This window comes from Serratia sp. PL17 (assembly GCF_017832355.1).
Lineage (GTDB): Bacteria > Pseudomonadota > Gammaproteobacteria > Enterobacterales > Enterobacteriaceae > Serratia.
The window spans coordinates 284,066-305,961 of sequence record NZ_JAFIBY010000006.1 but is presented as its reverse complement, the minus strand read 5'-3'; the positions used below and the strand labels follow the sequence as shown (position 1 = coordinate 305,961).

At 52.2% G+C, this 21,896-nt stretch carries 19 protein-coding genes; 17 read left to right on the top strand and 2 right to left on the bottom strand.

All coding sequences use genetic code 11. The features are described 5' to 3' along the window. Positions 1 to 28 precede the first annotated feature (28 nt). A complete protein-coding gene (kup, locus tag JOE25_RS19750) occupies positions 29 to 1,897 on the bottom strand; it encodes a low affinity potassium transporter Kup (protein ID WP_209638109.1) in 1,869 nt (622 codons plus the stop codon). 283 nt (positions 1,898 to 2,180) lie between these two features. Between kup and ravA the strand changes: the two genes are divergently transcribed. Both ravA and viaA read left to right on the top strand, forming a co-directional pair. Beyond that, on the top strand, positions 2,181 to 3,689 hold the full coding sequence (ravA, locus tag JOE25_RS19745; protein WP_209638107.1) for an ATPase RavA: 1,509 nt from the start codon (positions 2,181 to 2,183) through the stop codon (positions 3,687 to 3,689). Between the two features lie 2 nt (positions 3,690 to 3,691). After that, on the top strand, positions 3,692 to 5,155 hold the full coding sequence (viaA, locus tag JOE25_RS19740; protein WP_209638105.1) for an ATPase RavA stimulator ViaA: 1,464 nt from the start codon (positions 3,692 to 3,694) through the stop codon (positions 5,153 to 5,155). Positions 5,156 to 5,158: 3 nt separating this feature from the next. Here the strand turns inward: viaA and asnA are convergent, their stop codons facing one another. Then, entirely contained in the window at positions 5,159 to 6,151 is a 993-nt protein-coding gene (gene asnA / locus JOE25_RS19735; protein WP_209638103.1) for an aspartate--ammonia ligase, read from the bottom strand. 155 nt (positions 6,152 to 6,306) lie between these two features. Between asnA and asnC the strand changes: the two genes are divergently transcribed. From asnC to glmS, 15 genes are all read left to right on the top strand, one after another. Then, complete coding sequence (gene asnC, locus JOE25_RS19730) at positions 6,307 to 6,768, top strand: transcriptional regulator AsnC (protein WP_004950461.1); 462 nt, start codon at positions 6,307 to 6,309, stop codon at positions 6,766 to 6,768. Between the two features lie 97 nt (positions 6,769 to 6,865). Next, the gene (gene mioC, locus JOE25_RS19725) at positions 6,866 to 7,306 is read left to right on the top strand and encodes an FMN-binding protein MioC (RefSeq protein WP_012147574.1); all 441 of its coding nucleotides are present in this window, start codon (positions 6,866 to 6,868) and stop codon (positions 7,304 to 7,306) included. Between the two features lie 381 nt (positions 7,307 to 7,687). Beyond that, on the top strand, positions 7,688 to 9,577 hold the full coding sequence (gene mnmG / locus JOE25_RS19720) for a tRNA uridine-5-carboxymethylaminomethyl(34) synthesis enzyme MnmG (protein WP_130382854.1): 1,890 nt from the start codon (positions 7,688 to 7,690) through the stop codon (positions 9,575 to 9,577). A 136-nt stretch (positions 9,578 to 9,713) separates the two neighbouring features. Then, positions 9,714 to 10,334 carry a 16S rRNA (guanine(527)-N(7))-methyltransferase RsmG gene (gene rsmG / locus JOE25_RS19715; protein ID WP_209638101.1) on the top strand — a complete coding sequence of 207 codons (621 nt, stop codon included), beginning with the start codon at positions 9,714 to 9,716 and terminating at the stop codon, positions 10,332 to 10,334. Positions 10,335 to 10,974: 640 nt separating this feature from the next. Next, positions 10,975 to 11,358 carry a F0F1 ATP synthase subunit I gene (gene atpI / locus JOE25_RS19710; RefSeq protein WP_209638099.1) on the top strand — a complete coding sequence of 128 codons (384 nt, stop codon included), beginning with the start codon at positions 10,975 to 10,977 and terminating at the stop codon, positions 11,356 to 11,358. Between the two features lie 21 nt (positions 11,359 to 11,379). Continuing rightward, positions 11,380 to 12,156, top strand: coding sequence for a F0F1 ATP synthase subunit A (gene atpB, locus JOE25_RS19705; protein ID WP_209638097.1), 777 nt, complete (start codon positions 11,380 to 11,382; stop codon positions 12,154 to 12,156). A 49-nt stretch (positions 12,157 to 12,205) separates the two neighbouring features. Then, on the top strand, positions 12,206 to 12,445 hold the full coding sequence (gene atpE, locus JOE25_RS19700; protein ID WP_004093904.1) for a F0F1 ATP synthase subunit C: 240 nt from the start codon (positions 12,206 to 12,208) through the stop codon (positions 12,443 to 12,445). Positions 12,446 to 12,503: 58 nt separating this feature from the next. Beyond that, positions 12,504 to 12,974: a F0F1 ATP synthase subunit B gene (gene atpF / locus JOE25_RS19695; protein ID WP_004950476.1), complete on the top strand. Its 471-nt coding sequence runs from the start codon at positions 12,504 to 12,506 to the stop codon at positions 12,972 to 12,974. Between the two features lie 14 nt (positions 12,975 to 12,988). After that, positions 12,989 to 13,522 (top strand): F0F1 ATP synthase subunit delta, encoded by a 534-nt coding sequence (atpH, locus tag JOE25_RS19690; protein ID WP_209638095.1) that lies wholly within the window; start codon positions 12,989 to 12,991, stop codon positions 13,520 to 13,522. A gap of 12 nt (positions 13,523 to 13,534) precedes the next feature. Then, positions 13,535 to 15,076, top strand: coding sequence for a F0F1 ATP synthase subunit alpha (atpA, locus tag JOE25_RS19685; protein ID WP_209638093.1), 1,542 nt, complete (start codon positions 13,535 to 13,537; stop codon positions 15,074 to 15,076). Positions 15,077 to 15,134: 58 nt separating this feature from the next. Further along, positions 15,135 to 15,998 carry a F0F1 ATP synthase subunit gamma gene (gene atpG, locus JOE25_RS19680; RefSeq protein ID WP_209638091.1) on the top strand — a complete coding sequence of 288 codons (864 nt, stop codon included), beginning with the start codon at positions 15,135 to 15,137 and terminating at the stop codon, positions 15,996 to 15,998. Positions 15,999 to 16,153: 155 nt separating this feature from the next. After that, entirely contained in the window at positions 16,154 to 17,536 is a 1,383-nt protein-coding gene (atpD, locus tag JOE25_RS19675) for a F0F1 ATP synthase subunit beta (RefSeq protein WP_020837712.1), read from the top strand. A gap of 20 nt (positions 17,537 to 17,556) precedes the next feature. Further along, positions 17,557 to 17,976, top strand: coding sequence for a F0F1 ATP synthase subunit epsilon (locus tag JOE25_RS19670; RefSeq protein ID WP_209638090.1), 420 nt, complete (start codon positions 17,557 to 17,559; stop codon positions 17,974 to 17,976). 297 nt (positions 17,977 to 18,273) lie between these two features. Beyond that, positions 18,274 to 19,644, top strand: coding sequence for a bifunctional UDP-N-acetylglucosamine diphosphorylase/glucosamine-1-phosphate N-acetyltransferase GlmU (gene glmU, locus JOE25_RS19665; protein ID WP_209638088.1), 1,371 nt, complete (start codon positions 18,274 to 18,276; stop codon positions 19,642 to 19,644). A gap of 280 nt (positions 19,645 to 19,924) precedes the next feature. After that, positions 19,925 to 21,754, top strand: coding sequence for a glutamine--fructose-6-phosphate transaminase (isomerizing) (gene glmS, locus JOE25_RS19660; protein ID WP_209638086.1), 1,830 nt, complete (start codon positions 19,925 to 19,927; stop codon positions 21,752 to 21,754). Positions 21,755 to 21,896 lie beyond the last annotated feature (142 nt).

The following is a 21,896-nucleotide window of genomic DNA, read 5'->3' as shown; positions in this document are numbered from 1 at the left end:
CAGCGATTGCTGAGCCCTTGAGGGAGAGTTAAATCTCGACCTGGGTGCCGAGTTCGATCACCCGATTCGGTGGGATCTCAAACTGGTCTGGCGCGCGCAGCGCGTTACGGCTCAATGCGATAAACAACTTGCCACGCAAGAACAAATACCAGGGGCGTTTAGTGAGAATCAGCGACTCGTGCGACATAAAGAACGAGGTTTCCGTCATCCTGCACGGTAGCCCTTCCAGCCCGCAGCGGTGGAACACCTCCTCAACGTTCGGCGTTTCGCGCCAGCCATAGCTGGCCACCACCCGCCAGAAGGTCGGTGACAGTTGCTCGATAGTCACCCTGCGTACGTTATGTACGTAAGGCGCATCCTCAGTACGCAGCGTCAACAGCACCACCCGCTCATGCAGCACCTTGTTGTGCTTCAGGTTATGCAGCAGGGCAAAAGGAATCACGTTGATGGCACGCGACATAAATACCGCAGTACCAGGCACACGCACCGGCGGTGATTTCTCCAATGAAGCAATCATCGCCTCAAGGGAATTACCGTGCTCATGCATGCGACGCAGTAAGCGGAAGCGTTCGCTTTTCCAGGTTGTCATGATGATGAACATCACCAGCGCCAGCAGCAGCGGCAGCCAACCGCCAGAGAACAGCTTCAAGGCGTTTGCAGCGAACATCGGCACGTCAATAATCAGCAGGATGACCAGAATGCCCACCGCGAAGAAGCGGTTCCAATGCCAGTTTTTGATCGCCACGGAGGTCACCAGAATACTGGTCAGTACCATGGTCCCAGTTACGGCAATACCGTATGCCGCGGCCAAATTACTGGAGTGTTCAAACCCGACAATCACTAATACCACCGCGATATACAGTGTCCAGTTGATCACCGGAATGTAAATTTGGCCCGACTCCATTTCCGACGTATGAATAATGCGCATCGGTGACAGGTAACCCAGACGTACTGCCTGACGCGTCAGTGAGAATACGCCGGAGATCACCGCCTGAGAGGCGATAACCGTGGCCAGCGTCGCCAGGATCAATAACGGGATCAGCGCCCAGTCCGGGGCTAACAGGAAGAATGGGTTCTTGATGGCCTCAGGGTTTTTCAGTAGCAGCGCACCTTGGCCGAAATAGTTCAGCACCAGTGAAGGCAACACGACGGTGAACCAGGCCAGGCGGATAGGGAATTTACCAAAGTGCCCCATGTCGGCGTACAACGCCTCGACACCGGTGATCGACAGCACTACCGCCCCCAGCGCAAAGAACGAAACCTTCTTATATTCAATAAAGAAGTTCAGCGCCCATTTCGGGTTTAACGCCTGCAGCACTTCCGGGTTGGCCATAATGCTACGTGCACCCAACACAGCCAGCACGATAAACCACAGTAACATCACTGGCGCAAACAGCTTACCGACGCTCCCCGTACCGTGCTTCTGAATGGCAAACAGCACCGTCAGCACCAAGATAGACAGCGGAACGATATAGGGATCAAGCGACGGGGCTGCAATTTCCAGCCCTTCTATCGCCGACATCACCGATATTGCTGGCGTGATTACCACCTCGCCATAGAAGAAGCTGCCACCAATCAGGCCCAGAATCACCAATATAGCGGTGGTGCGCGCCGACGTGTGGCGCCCAGCCAATGACATCAACGTCAGAATACCGCCTTCACCGGCGTTATCCGCTCGCATGACGTAGGTAAGGTATTTCAGGGAAACAATGACGATCAGCATCCAGAAAATCAGTGACAGGAAGCCGAAAACAACGTCTGGACGAACATCGAAGCCATAATGGCCGGAGAAACACTCTCTGAGAGTATAGAGAGGGCTGGTGCCGATATCACCGTAAACGACCCCAATCGCTGCAAGGGTTACCGCCGATAAAGACTGTTTATGCTCTGTGCTCATAATTCGTTTCTTTATTAGAACATCCGTTAGCGATGCATCCGCATCAGCCAGAGATACGGGCTCTAAGATCCGTTACGCCCACTAAAAGGCGCACAGTATGCACGATTTATACTGCTTGCCTACTCTTATATCAGACCCTAAAAATAAACAAAATGTGAACCAGCCGCTCTTTTGATAATAGAAAGATTTTACTAATCAACAAGCTATACCATTAAAAATAATGGTGGTTTATCATCGGATTATCCACCAAGATTGGCTAACTCTCGGACAACACGGCAATAATATGGCGCCATCATCACTTCTGGCAGAACGGATATCCCGCCTCAGCAACGCGCTTGAGAGCGGCCTTTATGAACGACAGGAAGCAATTCGCCTGTGTTTGCTGGCAGCGCTAAGCGGTGAAAGCGTGTTTCTGCTTGGCCCACCCGGCATCGCCAAGAGCCTGATCGCACGCCGGTTAAAATTTGCCTTTCGCAGCGCGCGCTCATTTGAATATCTGATGACGCGTTTCTCAACGCCAGAAGAAGTGTTCGGCCCATTGTCTATCCAGGCATTAAAAGATGAAGGCCGCTATCAGCGCCTGACCGCCGGTTATCTGCCCGAGGCAGAAATCGTGTTCCTGGATGAGATCTGGAAAGCGGGCCCGGCGATCCTCAATACGTTACTCACGGCGATCAACGAACGTCGCTTCCGTAACGGTAACGCGGAAGAGCCGATCCCACTAAGATTGCTGGTCACGGCCTCTAACGAACTGCCGGAATCCGATAACAGCCTGGAAGCCCTGTACGACCGTATGCTGATACGTCTGTGGTTGGATAAAGTGCAGGACAAACAGAATTTCCGCTCACTGCTGGTCAGTCGTCAGAACGAGAATGAAAACCCGGTGCCGGAAGCGCTGAGCATCAGTGACGAGGAGTATCATCAATGGCAGCCACAGATAGACAAAATCAAGCTGCCAGAAACGTGCTTTGAACTGATCTTCCAGTTGCGCCAACGGCTGGATGCATTAGACCACGCCCCTTATGTCTCCGATCGTCGGTGGAAAAAAGCACTTCGGCTGTTACAGGCCTGTGCTTTCTTCAGCGGCCGCGATGCCGTGGCTCCGCTTGACCTGATGCTATTGAAAGACTGCCTGTGGCACGACCTCACCTCATTGAAACTGCTGCAACAGCAAATTGACCAGTTGCTGACCGAGTCAGCCTATCAACAGCAAACGTTATTGATTCAACTTCAACAGATTCACACCCGTTGGGTGCAGCATCAGCAACAGCAGAGTGACAGCCGAGCGATCGCCTTAGTAAAAAAAGGCGGCATGTTCAGCAGGAAACCGCAGTATGCCCTGGCAACACCGCTTGGGACCGGCGCCCTGACCTTGTTACTGCAAAAACCACTGCAACTGCATGATATTCAGGTTAACCATCTGAGTATTGAAAATAGCGTTCTGGAAAACTGGCTGCAAAAAGGCGGTGACGTACGCGCTAAGCTCAATGGCATTGGCTTTGCACAACAAATTGATCTGGAAGTAGACGAACAACTGCATCTCACCGTGTTGGATGTTAGCCGTCAGCCCTCACTGTTGGCCCTGCCCGGCATACAGACCGGCGGAACACCCCAGGCGATGCTGGATGAAATGGACGCACTGGCGCAGCGCCTGGCGGAGCAACGTCGGTTGTTCAGTCAGCATCAGCCCTGCTTGTTTACCCCCGCGGCTGGCCTGGCAAAAATTGAAGCCAGCCTGTTGCAAGTGGCGGAACAAATCAAACAGCAGCACCAGCAGATGCGCGGCCAGTAATTATGCTCAGTCTGGAAACACTCGATCTGCTGTTAGCGATCACCGAAGGTGAGCTGATCGAGGAGATGATCATCGGCATGCTGGCCGCGCCGCAGCTGACGGTTTTCTTCAAAAAGTTTCCCGCAATACGTCGAGCGTTGGATAACGATCTACCGCGCTGGAAGCTGCAACTCAAAGAACGCCTTCATGAGGCCATGGTACCGCCCGCGCTGGCACAGGAATTTTATCGCTACCAACAGTGCCAATTAGAAAACAACACCCAGTTCTTTCATAACCTTAATGACACCCTGGACCTACTGCGCCAACTGGTTTCTCCTTTCTATGAGCAGGCCCGCACGCTGGTGGATGCAGCGGATCTGCCTAACCATCCGCTGGATGACAGCTTCCAAACCCTGTTTCTACAGCGCTGGCGTATCAGTCTGACGCTGCAGGCTACCATGATGCATCATCAGTTATTGGAACAGGAACGTGAACAACTGATGGCCGAATTGCAGGAACGCCTGGCGCTGAGTGGCGCGCTAGAGCCGCTCTTGTCGGAAAATGACACTGCCGCGGGGCGGTTGTGGGATATGAGTAAAGGCCATTTGCAGCGCGGTGACTATCAGCGGCTGGTGGAGTACGGCAACTTTTTGCAGCAACAGCCCGAGCTGAAAAAGCTGGCGCAGCAGCTTGGTCGCAGCTATCAGGCCAAAGCAGTGCAGCAACAGGATGCGCTGCCGGAGCCGTTTCGCGTGATGGTGCAGGTGCCGGCCACGCTGCCTGAGGAAGTTAGCGGTATTCATCAAAGCGACGACATTCTTCGTCTGCTGCCGCCCGAGCTGGTTACGTTGGGCATTGAAGAGCTGGAGTTTGAATTTTATCGCCGGCTGCTGGAAAAACGGCTGTTAAGTTATCGTCTGCAAGGCGATGTCTGGCAGGAACAGATCACGATCCGTCAGGTTACCCACCAGCAACAGGATCAACAGCCTCGCGGGCCATTTATTGTCTGTGTGGATACTTCAGGTTCCATGGGCGGGTTTAATGAACAGTGCGCAAAAGCCTTCTGCCTGGCGCTGTTACGCATTGCGTTAGCAGATAACCGCCGCTGCTACATCATGTTATTCGCCAATCAAATCGTGCATTACGAACTCACGGCGGCCAGCGGTATTGAGCAAGCAGTGCGTTTTCTTGGTCAACACTTTCGCGGCGGTACCGATCTGGCGGCATGCCTGAACGCCACGGTGAGCAAAATGGCTGAAAGCGGTTGGTTTGACGCCGACGCGGTGATCATTTCAGATTTTATCGCCCAGCGGTTGCCGGAAGACGTAATAAAGAAGGTGAAACAGCAGCAGCAGAGCCACCAACAGCGTTTTCACGCGGTGGCCATGTCCAGCTACGGCAAACCCGGCATCATGCGCATATTCGATCATATCTGGCGCTTTGATACCGGGTTAAAAAGCCGTTTGATGCGCCGCTGGCGGCGCTGATAATTACAACAGCCCGTCGACCGCTTCGCGTACTTGCGGTGACCACACACCGCATTGTACCTGGCCGATATGAGACAGTTGCAGCAGCAGCATCACCAGACGCGACTGACCGATACCCCCACCGATAGTTTGCGGCATGTCGCCACGCAACAGTGATTGATGCCATTCCAGTGCTAAGCGGTCTTCATCACCGGTTTGCGCCAACTGACGTTTCAGTGCGCCGGCATCAACACGAATCCCCATGGATGAAAGCTCAAACGCGTCCTGCAGAACCGGGTTCCATACCAGAATATCGCCGTTCAAACCGGCCAGGCCGTCTGCTGCTGGCGTCGTCCAGTCATCATAATCCGGCGCTCGTACATCGTGTGATTTACCGTGTGACAGTTTGCCGCCAATGCCGATCAAGAATACCGCGCCCAATTCTTTGGCAATCGCGCGTTCGCGGCCTTTGGCATCCAGCTCAGGGTAGCGTTGTAACAGGGTTTCGCTGTGCACGAAATGAATCTGTTCTGGCAGGAACGGCGTTAAGCCATATTCGCGGCTGACCTCACCTTCGGTCGCTTTAATCGCCGCATAAATGCTGCGCACGGTGCTTTCGAGGTAATCCTGGCTACGTTCGCCATCGCCCATCACTCGCTCCCAGTCCCATTGATCGACATAGACCGAATGGATCGCACTCAGACGATCTTCGTCCGGACGAAGCGCTTTCATATGGGTATACAGGCCTTCACCAGCGCCGAAGTCGTAGCTGCCCAGCGTCTTACGCTTCCACTTGGCCAGTGAATGCACCACTTCAAAGGTCGCATCCGGCAACGTTTTTACCTTTACCTGCACAGCTTTCTCGCTGCCAGACAGGTTGTCCTGAGTACCATCGCCCAAGCGGCTGAGGATCGGTGCTTGCACCTCGATCAAACCCAGCTGCTGTTCTAATTGGCGAGAGAAGAAGGATTTAACCAGGCTGATTTGTTGTTGTTTTTGGATAAACTGTTTTTTCATTGCCGTATCTCTTATAAATCTGTCTCTGTTGCCACTGATTAAGCAACAGAACCGCACCGTAATTCAATATCCACTAATCAATATTGCCTTTTCACTTTTAATCATTCATTTTGATACGGTAATAATTCAATAATCAGCAATGAGTGGGGGATTAAATGGCTGAAAATTATCAGATCGATAATCTCGATCGCGGCATCCTTAACGCCCTGATGGAGAACGCACGCACACCGTATGCCGAACTGGCGAAGAATTTTGCAGTGAGCCCTGGCACTATTCATGTGCGGGTAGAGAAGATGAAACAAGCCGGTATCATCACCGGTGCGCGGGTAGACGTAAATCCCAAACGATTGGGTTACGACGTCTGTTGTTTTATCGGCATTATATTAAAGAGTGCTAAAGACTATCCTTCCGCGCTGAAAAAGCTCGAAAGCCTGGAAGAAGTGGTAGAGGCTTATTACACCACCGGCCATTACAGCGTGTTCATTAAGGTGATGTGCCGCTCGATAGATGCGTTGCAACAAGTACTTATCAACAAGATCCAGACGATAGACGAGATCCAGTCTACTGAAACCCTGATCTCGCTGCAGAACCCCATCATGCGTACCATCACTCCTTAGCCAATTATTTACTATACCCATATTATCCACAGGTAGATCCCAGCCGATTCACAGCGTACAATGCTGCCACTTTGAGAAGGTTGGGATCATTCATTTCATGGCAGACATTACTCTGATCAGTGGCAGTACCCTTGGCAGTGCTGAGTACGTAGCCGAGCACCTGGCTGAAAAGCTGGAAGCCGCGGGCTTTACGACTGAGACCCTGCATGGCCCTGAATTGGATGAACTGACCCTGTCCGGGCGTTGGCTGGTGGTGTCTTCTACCCACGGCGCCGGTGATTTACCGGATAATCTGCAACCCCTGCTGGAACAAATAGAAGAACAGCTTCCTGACTTATCCCAGGTGCAGTTCGGTGCAGTGGGTTTAGGCAGCTCTGAATACGATACTTTCTGTGGTGCGATCCAACGGATCGACGATCTTCTGATTGCTCGTGGAGCGAAAAGGATCGGCGATCGGCTAGAGATCGACGTGACTGAACACGAAATTCCTGAGGATCCAGCGGAGGAATGGGTGAAGAATTGGATTAATTTACTCTAATTCGTACAAAGATCACCCGAACGATTGTGGATAACTAAGCTTAAAAGCAGGGTAAAACCAGTAGTTATCCCAATAACAACCTTAGGTCGCTTTTTGTCCTGTGTATAACATGCCATTTAGATCCCAGCTTATAAGCCTTAGGATCACCGATCATTCACAGCTAACGATCCTCCTTAATTCGCTGATCTCAATCACGAATAATCACTTATCCACAGAAGATCGCGATCCTAATAAGAGATCTAATAAAGAGATCTTTAAATAAAAAAGATCTTCTTTTAATTACCTACGATCCTGACCACTTGGTCGATCGACTAAACTTGAGTAGAATCGCCCACCCCAGGGCAAACAACGATCGTTCGCAATACGGCGAGGTGCAGTTCCATGTTTTATCCAGAGCAATTTGACGTCATCATCATCGGTGGTGGACATGCCGGTACCGAAGCCGCTATGGCTGCGGCACGCATGGGACGTCAGACTTTATTATTGACACACAATATCGATACGTTGGGGCAGATGTCTTGCAACCCGGCGATTGGCGGTATTGGTAAAGGGCATCTGGTTAAGGAAATTGATGCACTTGGCGGCCTAATGGCGACTGCGATCGATCATGCAGGTATCCAGTTTAGGATACTAAACGCCAGCAAAGGCCCAGCGGTGCGAGCCACTCGTGCTCAAGCAGACCGTGTGCTGTATCGCCAAGCTGTACGCACCGCACTGGAAAACCAGCCAAACCTGATGATCTTCCAACAGCCCGTCGAAGATCTGATTGTGGAAAACGATCGCGTCGTCGGGGCGGTGACCCAAATGGGGTTGAAATTCCGCGCCAAGGCGGTTGTGCTGACCGTCGGTACCTTCCTGGACGGCAAGATTCACATCGGCCTGGAAAACTACAGCGGTGGCCGTGCAGGGGATCCTCCGTCGATCTCATTGTCACAGCGCTTACGTGAGTTACCTTTGCGTGTTAACCGCTTGAAAACCGGTACGCCTCCGCGTATCGATGCCCGGACTATCGATTTCAGCGTATTGGCACCGCAACACGGTGATACTCCTATCCCCGTATTCTCGTTTATGGGCAATGCGGAACAGCACCCAGAACAAATGGCGTGCTACATCACCTACACCAACGAAAAAACGCACGACGTGATCCGCAATAACCTCGATCGCAGCCCGATGTATGCCGGGATCATCGAAGGGATCGGCCCACGTTACTGCCCGTCGATCGAAGACAAAGTGATGCGTTTTGCCGATCGTAACGCGCACCAGATCTTCCTCGAGCCAGAAGGCCTGACCAGCAATGAGATTTATCCAAACGGCATTTCCACCAGCTTGCCGTTTGACGTGCAGATGCAGATCGTTCGCTCAATGGAAGGGATGCAAAATGCCCGGATCATTCGACCAGGCTATGCCATCGAGTATGATTTCTTCGATCCACGCGATCTGAAACCGACACTGGAAAGCAAATTTATCCAGGGCCTGTTCTTCGCTGGGCAAATTAACGGTACTACCGGCTATGAAGAAGCGGCTGCTCAAGGCTTATTAGCGGGTCTGAATGCAGGCCGTTACGCCAACGAAGATGAAGGTTGGTCTCCACGCCGCGATCAAGCTTACCTCGGCGTCTTGGTGGACGATCTCAGCACGCTGGGTACCAAAGAGCCGTACCGCATGTTCACCTCTCGTGCCGAATATCGCCTGATGTTGCGTGAAGACAATGCCGATCTCCGCCTGACCGAAAAAGGCCGCGAGTTGGGTTTGGTTGACGACACCCGCTGGGCACGCTTTAGCGAAAAACTCGAGCGTATCGAACAAGAACGCCAGCGCCTGCGTGACATTTGGATGCATCCGCATGCTGAGAACGTCGATCAGGTCAATGCACTGTTGAAAGCGCCGTTATCGCGTGAAGCCAACGGTGAAGAGCTGCTGCGTCGTCCAGAAATGGATTACACCCAATTGACCTCTGTCGCGGCATTCGCACCACCGCTGGCTGATGTTCAAGCCGCTGAGCAAGTTGAGATCCAGGTAAAATACGAAGGTTATATTGCTCGCCAGCAGGAAGAGATCGAAAAACAGCAGCGCAATGAAAATACGGTGCTGCCTTTGGATCTCGATTATCAGCAAGTTTCCGGTCTGTCGAATGAAGTGATTGCCAAACTGAATGACCATAAGCCGAACTCGATCGGCCAGGCTTCACGTATATCAGGCATTACCCCTGCGGCAATCTCAATTCTACTGATTTGGCTGAAAAAGCAGGGGCTGCTGCGCCGCAGCGCATAAATACTGCTTTTAGGCGATCGTTTGTTTACTTGATAAACAAACGATCGCTGACATCACCCCAACCCTGAATTATCATAGTCGCCACCTTGGCCAGCCCTAACCGGCTTGCCGTTCCGCGCCTGTCAGAGGACACGTTGTGCAGAAAAAATTAGACTCGCTGCTGTCGGCAGCAGGCATTGCGCTTCCCGATCAGCAAAAACAGCAGTTGCTGGGTTATGTTGGTATGTTGGACAAGTGGAACAAAGCTTACAACCTCACTTCAGTGCGTGATCCGCAGCAAATGCTGGTACGCCATATTCTCGACAGCATTGTGGTAAATCCACATCTGCAAGGTTCTCGTTTCATCGACGTTGGCACCGGCCCTGGCTTACCAGGCATTCCGCTGGCGATCGTTCGTCCTGATGCTCACTTCACCTTACTGGACAGTTTGGGCAAGCGCGTGCGTTTCTTGCGCCAGGTACAACATGAGCTTGGCCTGACTAACATTGAACCGGTGCAAAGTCGTGTTGAGGATTTCCCGGCGGAGCCGCCGTTTGACGGTGTTATCAGCCGTGCCTTTGCTTCTCTGCAAGATATGCTGTCCTGGTGTCATCATCTGCCGGCAAAAGGGCAGGGGCGCTTCTATGCGCTGAAAGGGGTGCGTCCGGACGAAGAACTGACACAGCTGCCAGAAGGCATACAACTGGAATCGGTGGTACGTCTGCAGGTGCCGGAGCTTGAAGGTGAACGCCACCTGGTCATCCTTAAGGCAAACTGAGTTTGTTTTTGATCAAATAAGCGTGAATTAAAAGATAGTGGCAATAGGGAAGATAAGCAGGCTAATTAAATGATGGTTTTTTTAGTTAATTTACTTTTTATTAACACAAAAATAGCCGCCAATTAGCGACAATAAGGTAATTGCAGATCGTAATAGTTACGTTAGCAACGATAAGTGAAGGATCTTGCTTTACTGCTAATGTTAATTGCCTGTTGTAATATTGTCCCCGAAGCTGTCAATAAAAGGTTTTTATCGGGTATACGGATTGTTTTTGAACAGTTAACTTGTAATATTTTGATTTATAATATCTTTTTGATCACCCAATTTGCTAAAGACGCTTTTGCTTTTGATGGGCTATAAATCAGAAACAGGTATTACTGTGAGCAGTACCACGTTTCTTACTGTAACGCTGGAATAATCAGACAATTAAATGAGCCCTATTATTCCGACTGTTTTCTTGTGAAAATAGCCTCAAATGGGGAAATTTAAATAATTGTTCACCTTTTCGCTACTTATCGATTGAATTCGTTGGTATGCCCCGTATAATTTGCTCGTTTTTTGCAGCTTGACTCAGAGCAGTAAAGACAGTTTTATACGTCACTCAGCATACCCACTCTGGGGTACGGAGAGAACAAACGTCATGTCTGTGTCCCTTTACAGCGGAAAAGTTGCTCGCAAATTGCTGTTTCTGCAGTTAATGACTTTTGTTCTGATCAGCGCTGCTTTCGGTCTGAAAAGCCTGGAATGGAGCGGTTCGGCACTGGCGGGCGGTCTGGCTGCCTGGTTGCCGAGTACCATGTTTATGCTGTTTGCCTTGCGCCATCAGGCGCAGACGCCGGCACCCGGTCGGGTTGCCTGGTCGTTTGCCATCGGCGAAGGATTGAAGGTCTTGATCACCATAGTTTTGTTGATCGTGGCGCTTGGGGTGTTCAAAGCGGCGTTTATACCGCTTGGCCTGACCTATTTAGCGGTGTTAGTGGTGCAGATAGTGGCACCCGCCGTGATTAACAGTTACCGAAATTAACTAAATAAGGGTAGAGGCATCATGTCTGCAGAGGGATACAACAGTCCACAGGAGTATATCGGTCACCACCTGACGCAACTTCAGGTCGGGACTGGTTTTTGGTCGATTAACCTCGACTCGATGTTTTTCTCCGTTGTCCTCGGGGTTTTGTTCCTGGTGATTTTCCGCAAGGTTGCCAAAAACGCCACCAGCGGTGTGCCGGGCAAACTGCAAACCGCAGTGGAACTGGTCGTTGGATTCGTCGACAGCAGCGTTAAAGATATGTATCACGGCAAGAGCAAGGTCATTGCTCCGCTGGCGCTGACGGTGTTTGTTTGGGTATTCCTGATGAACATGATGGACCTGATCCCGGTAGACTTCTTGCCGTTCATCGGGGCTCAGATCGGTCTGCCGGCATTACGCGTGGTGCCAACAGCTGACGTAAACGTCACCCTGTCGATGGCGTTGGGTGTGTTTATCCTGATTCTGTTCTATAGCATTAAAATGAAAGGCGTTGGTGGGTTCGTTAAAGAGTTAACCATGCAGCCGTTCAACCACCCAGTATTCATTCCTATCAACCTGATTCTTGAAGGTGTCAGCCTGCTGTCCAAGCCTGTTTCACTCGGCCTGCGACTGTTCGGCAACATGTATGCGGGTGAGTTGATCTTCATCCTGATTGCTGGTCTGTTGCCGTGGTGGTCACAGTGGATCCTGAGCTTGCCTTGGGCTATTTTCCACATCCTGATCATTACGCTTCAAGCCTTTATTTTCATGGTTCTGACGATTGTCTATCTCTCGATGGCATCTGAAGAGCACTGATTTTCTTAAAACACTTGCACTTTTAAACTGAAACAAACTGGAGACTGTCATGGAAAACCTGAGTATGGATCTGCTGTACATGGCTGCCGCTGTGATGATGGGTTTAGCGGCAATCGGTGCTGCGATCGGTATCGGCATCCTGGGTGGTAAATTCTTGGAAGGCGCTGCACGTCAGCCTGACCTGATTCCTCTGCTGCGTACACAGTTCTTTATCGTTATGGGTCTGGTTGACGCCATCCCGATGATCGCTGTTGGTCTGGGTCTGTACGTGATGTTTGCTGTCGCGTAAGTAGAGAATTTCTCTACACTGAAACCACACTATTTAACTTTTAAAGAGGCATTGTGCTGTGAATCTTAACGCAACAATCCTCGGCCAGGCCATCGCGTTCGTTCTGTTTGTCTGGTTCTGTATGAAGTACGTATGGCCGCCGATTATGGCAGCCATCGAGAAGCGTCAGGGAGAAATTGCTGACGGTCTCGCTTCTGCAGAACGTGCCAAAAAAGATTTGGACTTAGCGCAAGCCAATGCGACCGACCAGCTGAAAACTGCTAAAGCAGAAGCTCAGGTGATCATCGAGCAAGCAAACAAACGCAAAGCTCAGATCATGGATGAAGCGAAAGCCGAAGCCGAGCAGGAACGTAACAAAATCGTGGCGCAGGCTCAGGCTGAGATCGAAGCCGAACGTAAGCGCGCTCGTGAAGAGTTGCGTAAGCAAGTCGCGATGCTGGCAATTGCCGGCGCCGAGAAGATCATCGAACGTTCCGTGGATGAAGCTGCTAACAGCGACATCGTTGATAAACTGGTCGCTGAACTGTAAGGAGGGAGGGGCTGATGTCTGAATTTGTAACTGTAGCTCGCCCCTACGCCAAAGCAGCTTTTGACTTTGCCGTTGAGCATCAAAGCGTAGAGCGCTGGCAGGATATGCTGGCGTTTGCTGCTGATGTCACTCGCAATGAACAGATTTCTGAACTGCTGTCTGGCGCTATGGCGCCAGAGATGCTGTCCAAGACGTTCATCGCGGTATGTGGCGATCAACTCGACGAACATGGCCAGAACTTTATCCGTGTAATGGCCGAAAATGGACGTTTACTGGTTCTTCCTGCCGTGCTGCAGCAGTTCACCGAACTGCGCGCCTTGCTGGAATCCACCGTCGAAGTCGACGTGCTCTCTGCGAGCGCACTGAGCGACAAACAGCAGGCAAATATTGTCGCTGCGATGGAAAAACGTCTGTCACGCAAAGTTAAGCTGAATTGCAAAATTGACAAGTCTGTACTGGCCGGCGTAATTATCCGTGCTGGCGATATGGTGATTGATGGCAGCGTTCGCGGTCGTCTTGAACGCCTGACAGACGTCTTGCAGTCTTAAGGGGACTGGAGCATGCAACTGAATTCCACCGAAATCAGCGAACTGATCAAGCAGCGCATTGCTCAGTTCAATGTGGTGAGCGAAGCTCACAATGAAGGTACTATTGTTTCCGTCAGTGACGGGATCATCCGCGTACACGGTCTGGCCGAAGTTATGCAGGGCGAAATGATCGCACTGCCAGGTAACCGTTACGCAATCGCATTGAACCTGGAGCGCGACTCCGTAGGTGCCGTGGTTATGGGTCCGTACGCGGATCTGGCCGAGGGCATGAAGGTAAAATGTACTGGCCGTATTCTGGAAGTTCCGGTTGGCCGTGGCCTGCTGGGCCGTGTAGTTAACACCCTGGGCGCACCTATTGACGGTAAAGGCCCGGTTGATAACGACGGTTTCTCCCCGGTTGAAGCTATTGCCCCTGGTGTTATCGAGCGTCAGTCTGTAGATCAACCAGTTCAAACTGGCTACAAATCTGTTGACGCCATGATCCCAATCGGCCGTGGCCAGCGTGAGCTGGTGATCGGTGACCGTCAGACAGGTAAAACTGCTCTAGCAATCGATGCGATCATCAACCAGCGCGATTCAGGCATCAAATGTGTCTACGTGGCTATCGGCCAGAAAGCGTCTACCATCGCTAACGTGGTGCGCAAACTGGAAGAGCACGGTGCACTGGCAAACACCATCGTTGTGGTTGCTACCGCGTCTGAATCTGCTGCATTGCAATACCTGGCACCCTATGCCGGTTGTGCGATGGGCGAATACTTCCGTGACCGCGGTGAAGACGCGCTGATTGTTTATGATGACCTGTCCAAACAGGCCGTTGCTTACCGTCAGATTTCCCTGCTGCTTCGTCGTCCACCAGGTCGTGAAGCTTACCCAGGCGACGTATTCTACCTCCACTCCCGTTTGCTGGAGCGTGCTGCGCGTGTTAACGCCGAGTATGTTGAAGCCTTCACTAAAGGTGAAGTCAAAGGCCAAACCGGTTCACTGACTGCTCTGCCAATCATTGAAACCCAGGCGGGTGACGTTTCCGCGTTCGTTCCGACCAACGTAATCTCGATTACCGATGGTCAGATCTTCCTGGAATCCAACCTGTTTAACTCCGGTATTCGTCCGGCAGTTAACCCGGGTATCTCTGTATCCCGTGTGGGCGGTGCAGCGCAAACCAAGATCATGAAGAAACTGTCCGGTGGTATTCGTACCGCATTGGCACAGTATCGTGAACTGGCTGCGTTCTCTCAGTTCGCTTCCGATCTGGATGATGCGACCCGCAAACAGCTGAGCCACGGTCAGAAAGTGACCGAGCTGCTGAAACAGAAACAGTATGCGCCGATGTCCGTCGCACAACAGTCTCTGGTCCTGTTTGCCGCAGAACGTGGCTACCTGAACGACGTTGAAGTCGCGAAAGTCGTGAGCTTCGAAGCCGCGCTGGTTGCTTACGCAGACCGCGAGCATGCCGAGTTGCTGAACCACATCAACCAAACTGGCAATTTCAATGATGAGATCGAGGGCAAGCTGAAAGGCATCCTCGAGACCTTCAAGAAAACCCAGTCCTGGTAACGCTCAGCGGCCTGCAGTTGAAAGACAGCAGGCCGTCTGGCAATGAGGAGAAGCAGAGATGGCCGGCGCAAAAGAGATACGTAGTAAGATCGCGAGCGTGCAAAACACGCAAAAGATCACTAAAGCGATGGAAATGGTCGCCGCCTCCAAAATGCGTAAATCGCAGGAACGCATGGCGGCCAGCCGTCCTTATGCAGAGACCATGCGCAAAGTGATTGGTCACCTTGCTCTGGGTAATCTGGAATATAAGCACCCGTACCTGGATGAGCGTGACGTTAAGCGCGTCGGGTATCTGGTGGTGTCGACTGACCGTGGTCTCTGTGGCGGCTTGAACATCAACCTGTTCAAGCGTCTGTTGGCAGAGATGAAAGGCTGGTCCGAAAAAGGCGTTGAAGTTGATTTGGCGCTGATTGGCTCTAAAGCGGCCTCTTTCTTTGGTTCCGTTGGCGGTAACGTTGTTGCCCAGGTCACCGGCATGGGGGATAAACCTTCCCTGTCAGACCTGATCGGACCGGTGAAAGTGATGCTGCAAGCCTACGACGAAGGTCGTTTGGACAAGCTGTACATTGTCAGCAACAAATTTATCAATACGATGTCCCAGGAACCGCAGATCGTTCAGCTGCTGCCGTTGCCGCCTTCCGATGACGGTGAGCTGAAGAAAAAATCTTGGGATTACCTGTATGAACCCGATCCAAAAGTGCTGCTTGATACCTTGCTGCGCCGCTATGTGGAATCGCAGGTTTATCAGGGCGTCGTGGAAAACCTGGCCAGCGAGCAGGCCGCACGAATGGTAGCGATGAAAGCCGCAACCGATAACGGCGGTAGCCTGATCAAAGAGCTGCAGTTGGTATACAACAAGGCTCGTCAGGCCAGCATCACTCAGGAACTCACCGAGATCGTTTCGGGAGCCTCCGCGGTTTAACCAGGTTATTACCCTAAATCGTTCAGATTGCGGGAAGGCGACAACTGGCACGTCCCCAGGCGCTTACTAAAGTAAGCCACTGGGGTGAGATAAGACAGTCAACGCACCAGCAGTTTGAACTAGGCCGGGTAAACGAATTACGTAGAGGATTCAAGATGGCTACTGGAAAGATTATCCAGGTAATCGGCGCCGTAGTGGACGTCGAGTTCCCTCAGGATGCCGTACCAAAAGTGTACAATGCTCTTGAGGTAGAAAACGGTACCGAGAAGTTGGTGCTGGAAGTTCAGCAGCAGTTGGGCGGTGGCGTAGTTCGCTGTATCGCGATGGGGACCTCAGATGGTCTGCGCCGCGGTCTGAAAGTGAACGATCTGGAACACCCAATTGAAGTACCGGTAGGTAAAGCTACCCTGGGCCGTATCATGAACGTATTGGGTGAACCAATCGACATGAAAGGCGACATCGGCGAAGAAGAACGTTGGGCGATTCACCGTCCGGCGCCAAGCTACGAAGATCTGTCCAACTCCCAGGACCTGCTGGAAACCGGTATCAAGGTTATGGACCTGATCTGTCCGTTCGCTAAGGGCGGTAAAGTCGGTCTGTTCGGTGGTGCGGGTGTGGGTAAAACTGTAAACATGATGGAGCTGATCCGTAACATCGCGATCGAGCACTCCGGTTATTCCGTGTTTGCAGGCGTGGGTGAGCGTACTCGTGAGGGTAACGACTTCTACCACGAAATGAACGACTCCAACGTACTGGACAAAGTATCCCTGGTTTACGGCCAAATGAACGAGCCACCGGGTAACCGTCTGCGCGTTGCTCTGACCGGTCTGACCATGGCGGAGAAATTCCGTGATGAAGGCCGCGACGTTCTGCTGTTCGTTGACAACATTTACCGTTATACCCTGGCCGGTACCGAAGTGTCCGCACTTCTGGGCCGTATGCCATCTGCGGTAGGTTATCAGCCAACGCTGGCGGAAGAGATGGGCGTTCTGCAAGAACGTATCACCTCTACCAAGACCGGTTCTATCACCTCCGTACAGGCCGTTTACGTTCCTGCGGATGACTTGACTGACCCGTCACCAGCCACCACCTTTGCTCACTTGGATGCAACCGTGGTACTGAGCCGTAATATCGCTTCTCTGGGTATCTACCCGGCCGTTGACCCGCTGGATTCCACCAGCCGTCAGTTGGATCCGCTGGTAGTTGGCCAGGAGCACTACGATGTAGCGCGTGGCGTGCAGTCCATTCTGCAACGCTACCAGGAACTGAAAGATATCATCGCAATCCTGGGTATGGACGAGCTGTCAGAAGATGACAAACTGGTCGTATCCCGTGCGCGTAAAATCCAACGCTTCCTGTCTCAGCCGTTCTTCGTGGCAGAAGTCTTCACCGGTTCTCCGGGCAAGTTCGTATCGCTGAAAGACACCATCCGTGGTTTCAAAGGCATTATGGACGGCGACTATGACCACCTGCCTGAACAAGCGTTCTACATGGTTGGCGCCATTGAAGAAGCAGTGGAAAAAGCCAAGAAACTGTAACGCCTTGAGAGGAGGGTGATATGGCTATGACTTACCATCTGGATGTAGTCAGCGCGGAAAAACATATGTTTTCCGGCCTGGTACAAAAGATCCAGGTGACAGGTAGCGAAGGCGAACTGGGGATTTTCCCTGGCCATGCGCCGCTGCTGACTGCCATCAAGCCTGGCATGGTGCGTATTGTTAAACAACACGGTGAAGAAGAGTTCATCTACCTGTCCGGCGGTATCCTTGAGGTACAACCGAGCGTGGTTACCGTGCTGGCTGACACTGCTATCCGTGGAACGGACCTCGACGAAGCGAGAGCGTTGGAAGCTAAGCGTAAAGCTGAAGAACATATCAACAGCTCTCATGGCGATGTCGACTATGCTCAGGCATCTGCAGAACTGGCGAAAGCGATCGCAAAATTGCGCGTTATCGAGCTCACCAGAAGAACGATGTAATATTTTGGCTCGTTTATAACGCAGTCAAAATTAAGAAAGCGGCCTATTTGGTCGCTTTTTTTTTGCTTTAAAATAAGCATTTCAGCCAGGTTGGCACAGTGGTGTTATAACCGGTTATAGAGGCTAATAATGTCTCCGATCGCCGACAGTTCTGCCAATCTCTGGGCTGTGAGCGTCTTAGCGACGGCGTGCTTAGTGCCCCATGGTCTGGGCCGGGTTCGTGAAGAGAAATATGTAGTAATATCGTGACTAAAGGGTTCTACTTTCGTCTATTAAAATGGAGTTATCAGGTTGCTTATGTCTAACAGCACAATGAGTGTGGTGATCCTCGCCGCGGGCAAGGGAACACGCATGTATTCCGATCTTCCCAAGGTGTTACATCCATTAGCCGGTAAGCCCATGGTGCAGCACGTCATTGACGCCGCAATGAAATTGGGCGCGAAAAATGTCCATCTGGTATATGGCCACGGCGGCGATCTGCTGAAAAGTACGTTGACTGACGGCGCACTGAACTGGGTGTTACAGGCCGAGCAATTGGGTACGGGTCATGCCATGCAACAGGCTGCACCACATTTTGCCGATGACGAAGACGTGCTGATGTTGTACGGCGACGTCCCGCTGATTTCTGTCGATACCTTGCAACGCTTGATGGCCGCGAAGCCACAAGGTGGCATTGGCTTGCTGACGGTGAAACTGGCTGACCCAAGCGGCTACGGCCGTATCGTGCGTGAGAACGATGCAGTGGTGGGGATTGTCGAGCATAAGGACGCCAGCGAAACCCAGCGTCAAATTAATGAAATCAACACCGGTATCCTGGTGGCTAATGGCGGCGATCTAAAACGCTGGCTGGGGATGCTGGACAACGACAACGCGCAGGGTGAGTTCTACATCACCGATATTATTGCGCTGGCTCATGCTGACGGTAAGAAAATTGAAGCGGTGCACCCATCGCGCCTGAGCGAAGTAGAAGGCGTGAATAACCGCCTGCAGTTGTCGCGGCTTGAACGTATTTATCAGGCAGAACAGTCTGAAAAGTTGTTGTTGGCGGGCGTAATGCTGCTGGATCCGGCGCGTTTTGACCTCCGCGGGGAACTTGTGCACGGTCGTGATATCTCTATTGATGCCAACGTTATTATTGAAGGGTCGGTTAAGCTCGGGGATCGCGTGAAAATCGGTGCCGGCTGCGTGTTGAAAAACTGCGTGATCGGCGATGACTGCGAGATCAGTCCGTACAGCGTGTTGGAAGACGCGGTGTTGGCCGCTGAATGTACCGTGGGTCCTTTTGCTCGCCTGCGTCCTGGGGCTGAGCTGGCTGTCGGTGCTCATGTCGGTAACTTCGTAGAAATGAAAAAGGCGCGCTTGGGCAAAGGCTCAAAAGCAGGTCATTTGAGTTACCTTGGCGACGCCGAGATTGGCGATGATGTAAATATCGGTGCTGGAACCATCACCTGTAACTACGATGGCGCCAACAAGCATAAAACCCTTATCGGCGACGGTGTGTTTGTCGGTTCTGACACCCAACTGGTGGCACCGGTCTCTGTGGGTAAAGGCGCAACGATTGCTGCCGGTACTACAGTAACCAGTGATATCGCTGATGACGAACTGGTGCTGAGCCGCGTCAAGCAGGTGCATATTCAGGGCTGGCAGCGCCCGGTGAAGAAGAAATAACGAGTGTGTTTTGCGTTGGGCTCTGCTTACGAGCCCAATACAAAACATAAAAGTCCTCAATAGATTTTGCGTTGCTGCTAGGCGGCAAGAGTGTGAATTCCCAGGAGCTTAGTTCGCTAAGTGACTGGGATGAGCACTCGTAGCCAACAACGCAGCAGCGCGAAAGATGAAGAGGATAATCCCCACCATCTACAGGCTCGGGGAAGCACGGTAAAAACCGGCAAAATCAGGTCAAGACATCGAAAGCGCCCTGAAAGGCGTTTAATTAGGAATACAACTGATGTGTGGAATTGTAGGCGCAGTAGCGCAACGTGATATTGCAGAGATTCTGTTGGAAGGGTTACGCCGCCTTGAATACCGTGGCTACGACTCAGCGGGTTTGGCTGTGGTGGATGCTGAAGGGAACGTCAACCGCTTACGCCGTGTAGGCAAAGTGAATAAACTGGCCGAAGCCGCAGAACAACATGAATTGCATGGGGGCACCGGTATTGCTCACACCCGCTGGGCAACGCACGGTGAACCTACCGAAGCTAACGCGCACCCGCATGTTTCTGATTACATTACGGTAGTGCATAACGGCATTATCGAAAACCACGAACCGCTGCGTGAACTGCTGATCGAACGCGGTTATCACTTTAGCTCCGAGACCGACACCGAGGTTATTGCTCACCTGGTGCATTGGGAGCAGCGCCAGGGTGGCACTTTGCTGGAAGTCGTTCAGCGTGTGATCCCTCAGCTGCGCGGCGCTTATGGTACCGTGGTGATGGACAGCCGTGACCCAAGCGTGCTGGTGGCCGCACGTTCCGGAAGCCCGTTGGTTATCGGTCGTGGCGTGGGTGAAAACTTCCTGGCATCCGATCAGTTGGCACTGTTGCCGGTTACCCGCCGCTTTATCTTCCTTGAGGAAGGTGACGTGGTAGAAATGACTCGCCGCAGCGTGAGCATTTTCGATAAGCAGGGCAACGCCGTTGAGCGTCCTGAGATTGAATCCCAGGTGCAGTACGATGCGGGTGATAAAGGCGCTTACCGCCATTACATGCAAAAAGAGATCTATGAACAGCCGCTGGCGTTGAAGAATACCCTTGAAGGGCGTTTCAGCCATGGCCAAATCAACCTGAGCGAGCTGGGCCCGCGTGCCGACGAACTGCTGGCGAAGGTTCAGCACGTGCAAATTATCGCCTGTGGGACGTCTTACCACTCCGGGATGGTTGCGCGTTATTGGTTCGAATCCCTGGCTGGCGTCCCTTGCGACGTCGAAATTGCATCTGAATTCCGTTACCGCAAGTCTGCCGTGCGTCCAGGTAGCCTGATCATTACGCTGTCGCAGTCCGGTGAAACCGCCGATACGCTGGCGGCGCTGCGCCTGTCGAAAGAACTGGGGTATCTGGGGTCGCTGGCGGTGTGCAACGTGGCGGGTTCTTCACTGGTGCGTGAGTCCGATTTGGCGCTGATGACCAAAGCCGGTACAGAGATCGGCGTTGCTTCGACCAAAGCCTTCACCACACAGCTTGCGGTATTGCTGATGCTGGTGGCGCGTTTGGGCCGTCTGAAAGGCATGGCAGAAAGCGTTGAGCATGACATTGTGCATGGCCTGCAGGCGTTGCCGGCACGTATCGAACAGATGCTGTCGATGGATAAGAGCATCGAGGCGCTGGCGGAAGGTTTCTCCGACAAGCATCACGCATTGTTCCTGGGCCGTGGCGATCAGTACCCTATCGCGATGGAAGGGGCGCTGAAGCTTAAAGAGATCTCCTATATTCACGCGGAAGCCTATGCCGCCGGTGAATTGAAACACGGCCCGCTGGCGTTGATCGACGCCGATATGCCAGTGATCGTGGTTGCGCCAAACAACGAACTGCTGGAAAAGCTGAAGTCCAACATTGAAGAAGTGCGCGCGCGCGGCGGCCAGCTGTACGTGTTTGCCGATCAGGACGCCGGTTTCGTCAGCAGCGAAGGCATGACCATCATCCCGTTGCCGCATGTTGAAGAGATCGTGGCTCCTATCTTCTACACCGTGCCGTTGCAGTTGCTCTCTTACCACGTTGCGCTGATCAAAGGCACCGACGTTGACCAGCCGCGTAACCTGGCGAAGTCTGTCACAGTAGAGTAATCCCTCTTTGTTAGACTCTGGAAGCCGGCCACTGCGCCGGCTTTTTTCATGGCCTAATCAAATATAACAATGATGCGACAGCCGGGATAAAAGTTGTCATATTCAAGCGGATAGATGAGATGTAATGTGTTTTTTTATTGAT

Excerpts from the sequence above, each read along its gene's own strand:
- glmU (WP_209638088.1), top strand. The coding sequence starts at position 18,274 with ATGTCTAACAGCACAATGAGTGTGGTGATCCTCGCCGCGGGCAAGGGA.
- atpG (WP_209638091.1), top strand. The coding sequence starts at position 15,135 with ATGGCCGGCGCAAAAGAGATACGTAGTAAGATCGCGAGCGTGCAAAAC.
- ravA (WP_209638107.1), top strand. The coding sequence starts at position 2,181 with ATGGCGCCATCATCACTTCTGGCAGAACGGATATCCCGCCTCAGCAAC.
- glmS (WP_209638086.1), top strand. The coding sequence starts at position 19,925 with ATGTGTGGAATTGTAGGCGCAGTAGCGCAACGTGATATTGCAGAGATT.
- JOE25_RS19670 (WP_209638090.1), top strand. The coding sequence starts at position 17,557 with ATGGCTATGACTTACCATCTGGATGTAGTCAGCGCGGAAAAACATATG.
- asnA (WP_209638103.1), bottom strand. The coding sequence starts at position 6,151 with ATGAAAAAACAGTTTATCCAAAAACAACAACAAATCAGCCTGGTTAAA.
- asnC (WP_004950461.1), top strand. The coding sequence starts at position 6,307 with ATGGCTGAAAATTATCAGATCGATAATCTCGATCGCGGCATCCTTAAC.
- atpA (WP_209638093.1), top strand. The coding sequence starts at position 13,535 with ATGCAACTGAATTCCACCGAAATCAGCGAACTGATCAAGCAGCGCATT.
- kup (WP_209638109.1), bottom strand. The coding sequence starts at position 1,897 with ATGAGCACAGAGCATAAACAGTCTTTATCGGCGGTAACCCTTGCAGCG.
- mioC (WP_012147574.1), top strand. The coding sequence starts at position 6,866 with ATGGCAGACATTACTCTGATCAGTGGCAGTACCCTTGGCAGTGCTGAG.
- atpE (WP_004093904.1), top strand. The coding sequence starts at position 12,206 with ATGGAAAACCTGAGTATGGATCTGCTGTACATGGCTGCCGCTGTGATG.
- viaA (WP_209638105.1), top strand. The coding sequence starts at position 3,692 with ATGCTCAGTCTGGAAACACTCGATCTGCTGTTAGCGATCACCGAAGGT.
- atpD (WP_020837712.1), top strand. The coding sequence starts at position 16,154 with ATGGCTACTGGAAAGATTATCCAGGTAATCGGCGCCGTAGTGGACGTC.
- mnmG (WP_130382854.1), top strand. The coding sequence starts at position 7,688 with ATGTTTTATCCAGAGCAATTTGACGTCATCATCATCGGTGGTGGACAT.
- atpH (WP_209638095.1), top strand. The coding sequence starts at position 12,989 with ATGTCTGAATTTGTAACTGTAGCTCGCCCCTACGCCAAAGCAGCTTTT.
- atpB (WP_209638097.1), top strand. The coding sequence starts at position 11,380 with ATGTCTGCAGAGGGATACAACAGTCCACAGGAGTATATCGGTCACCAC.
- atpI (WP_209638099.1), top strand. The coding sequence starts at position 10,975 with ATGTCTGTGTCCCTTTACAGCGGAAAAGTTGCTCGCAAATTGCTGTTT.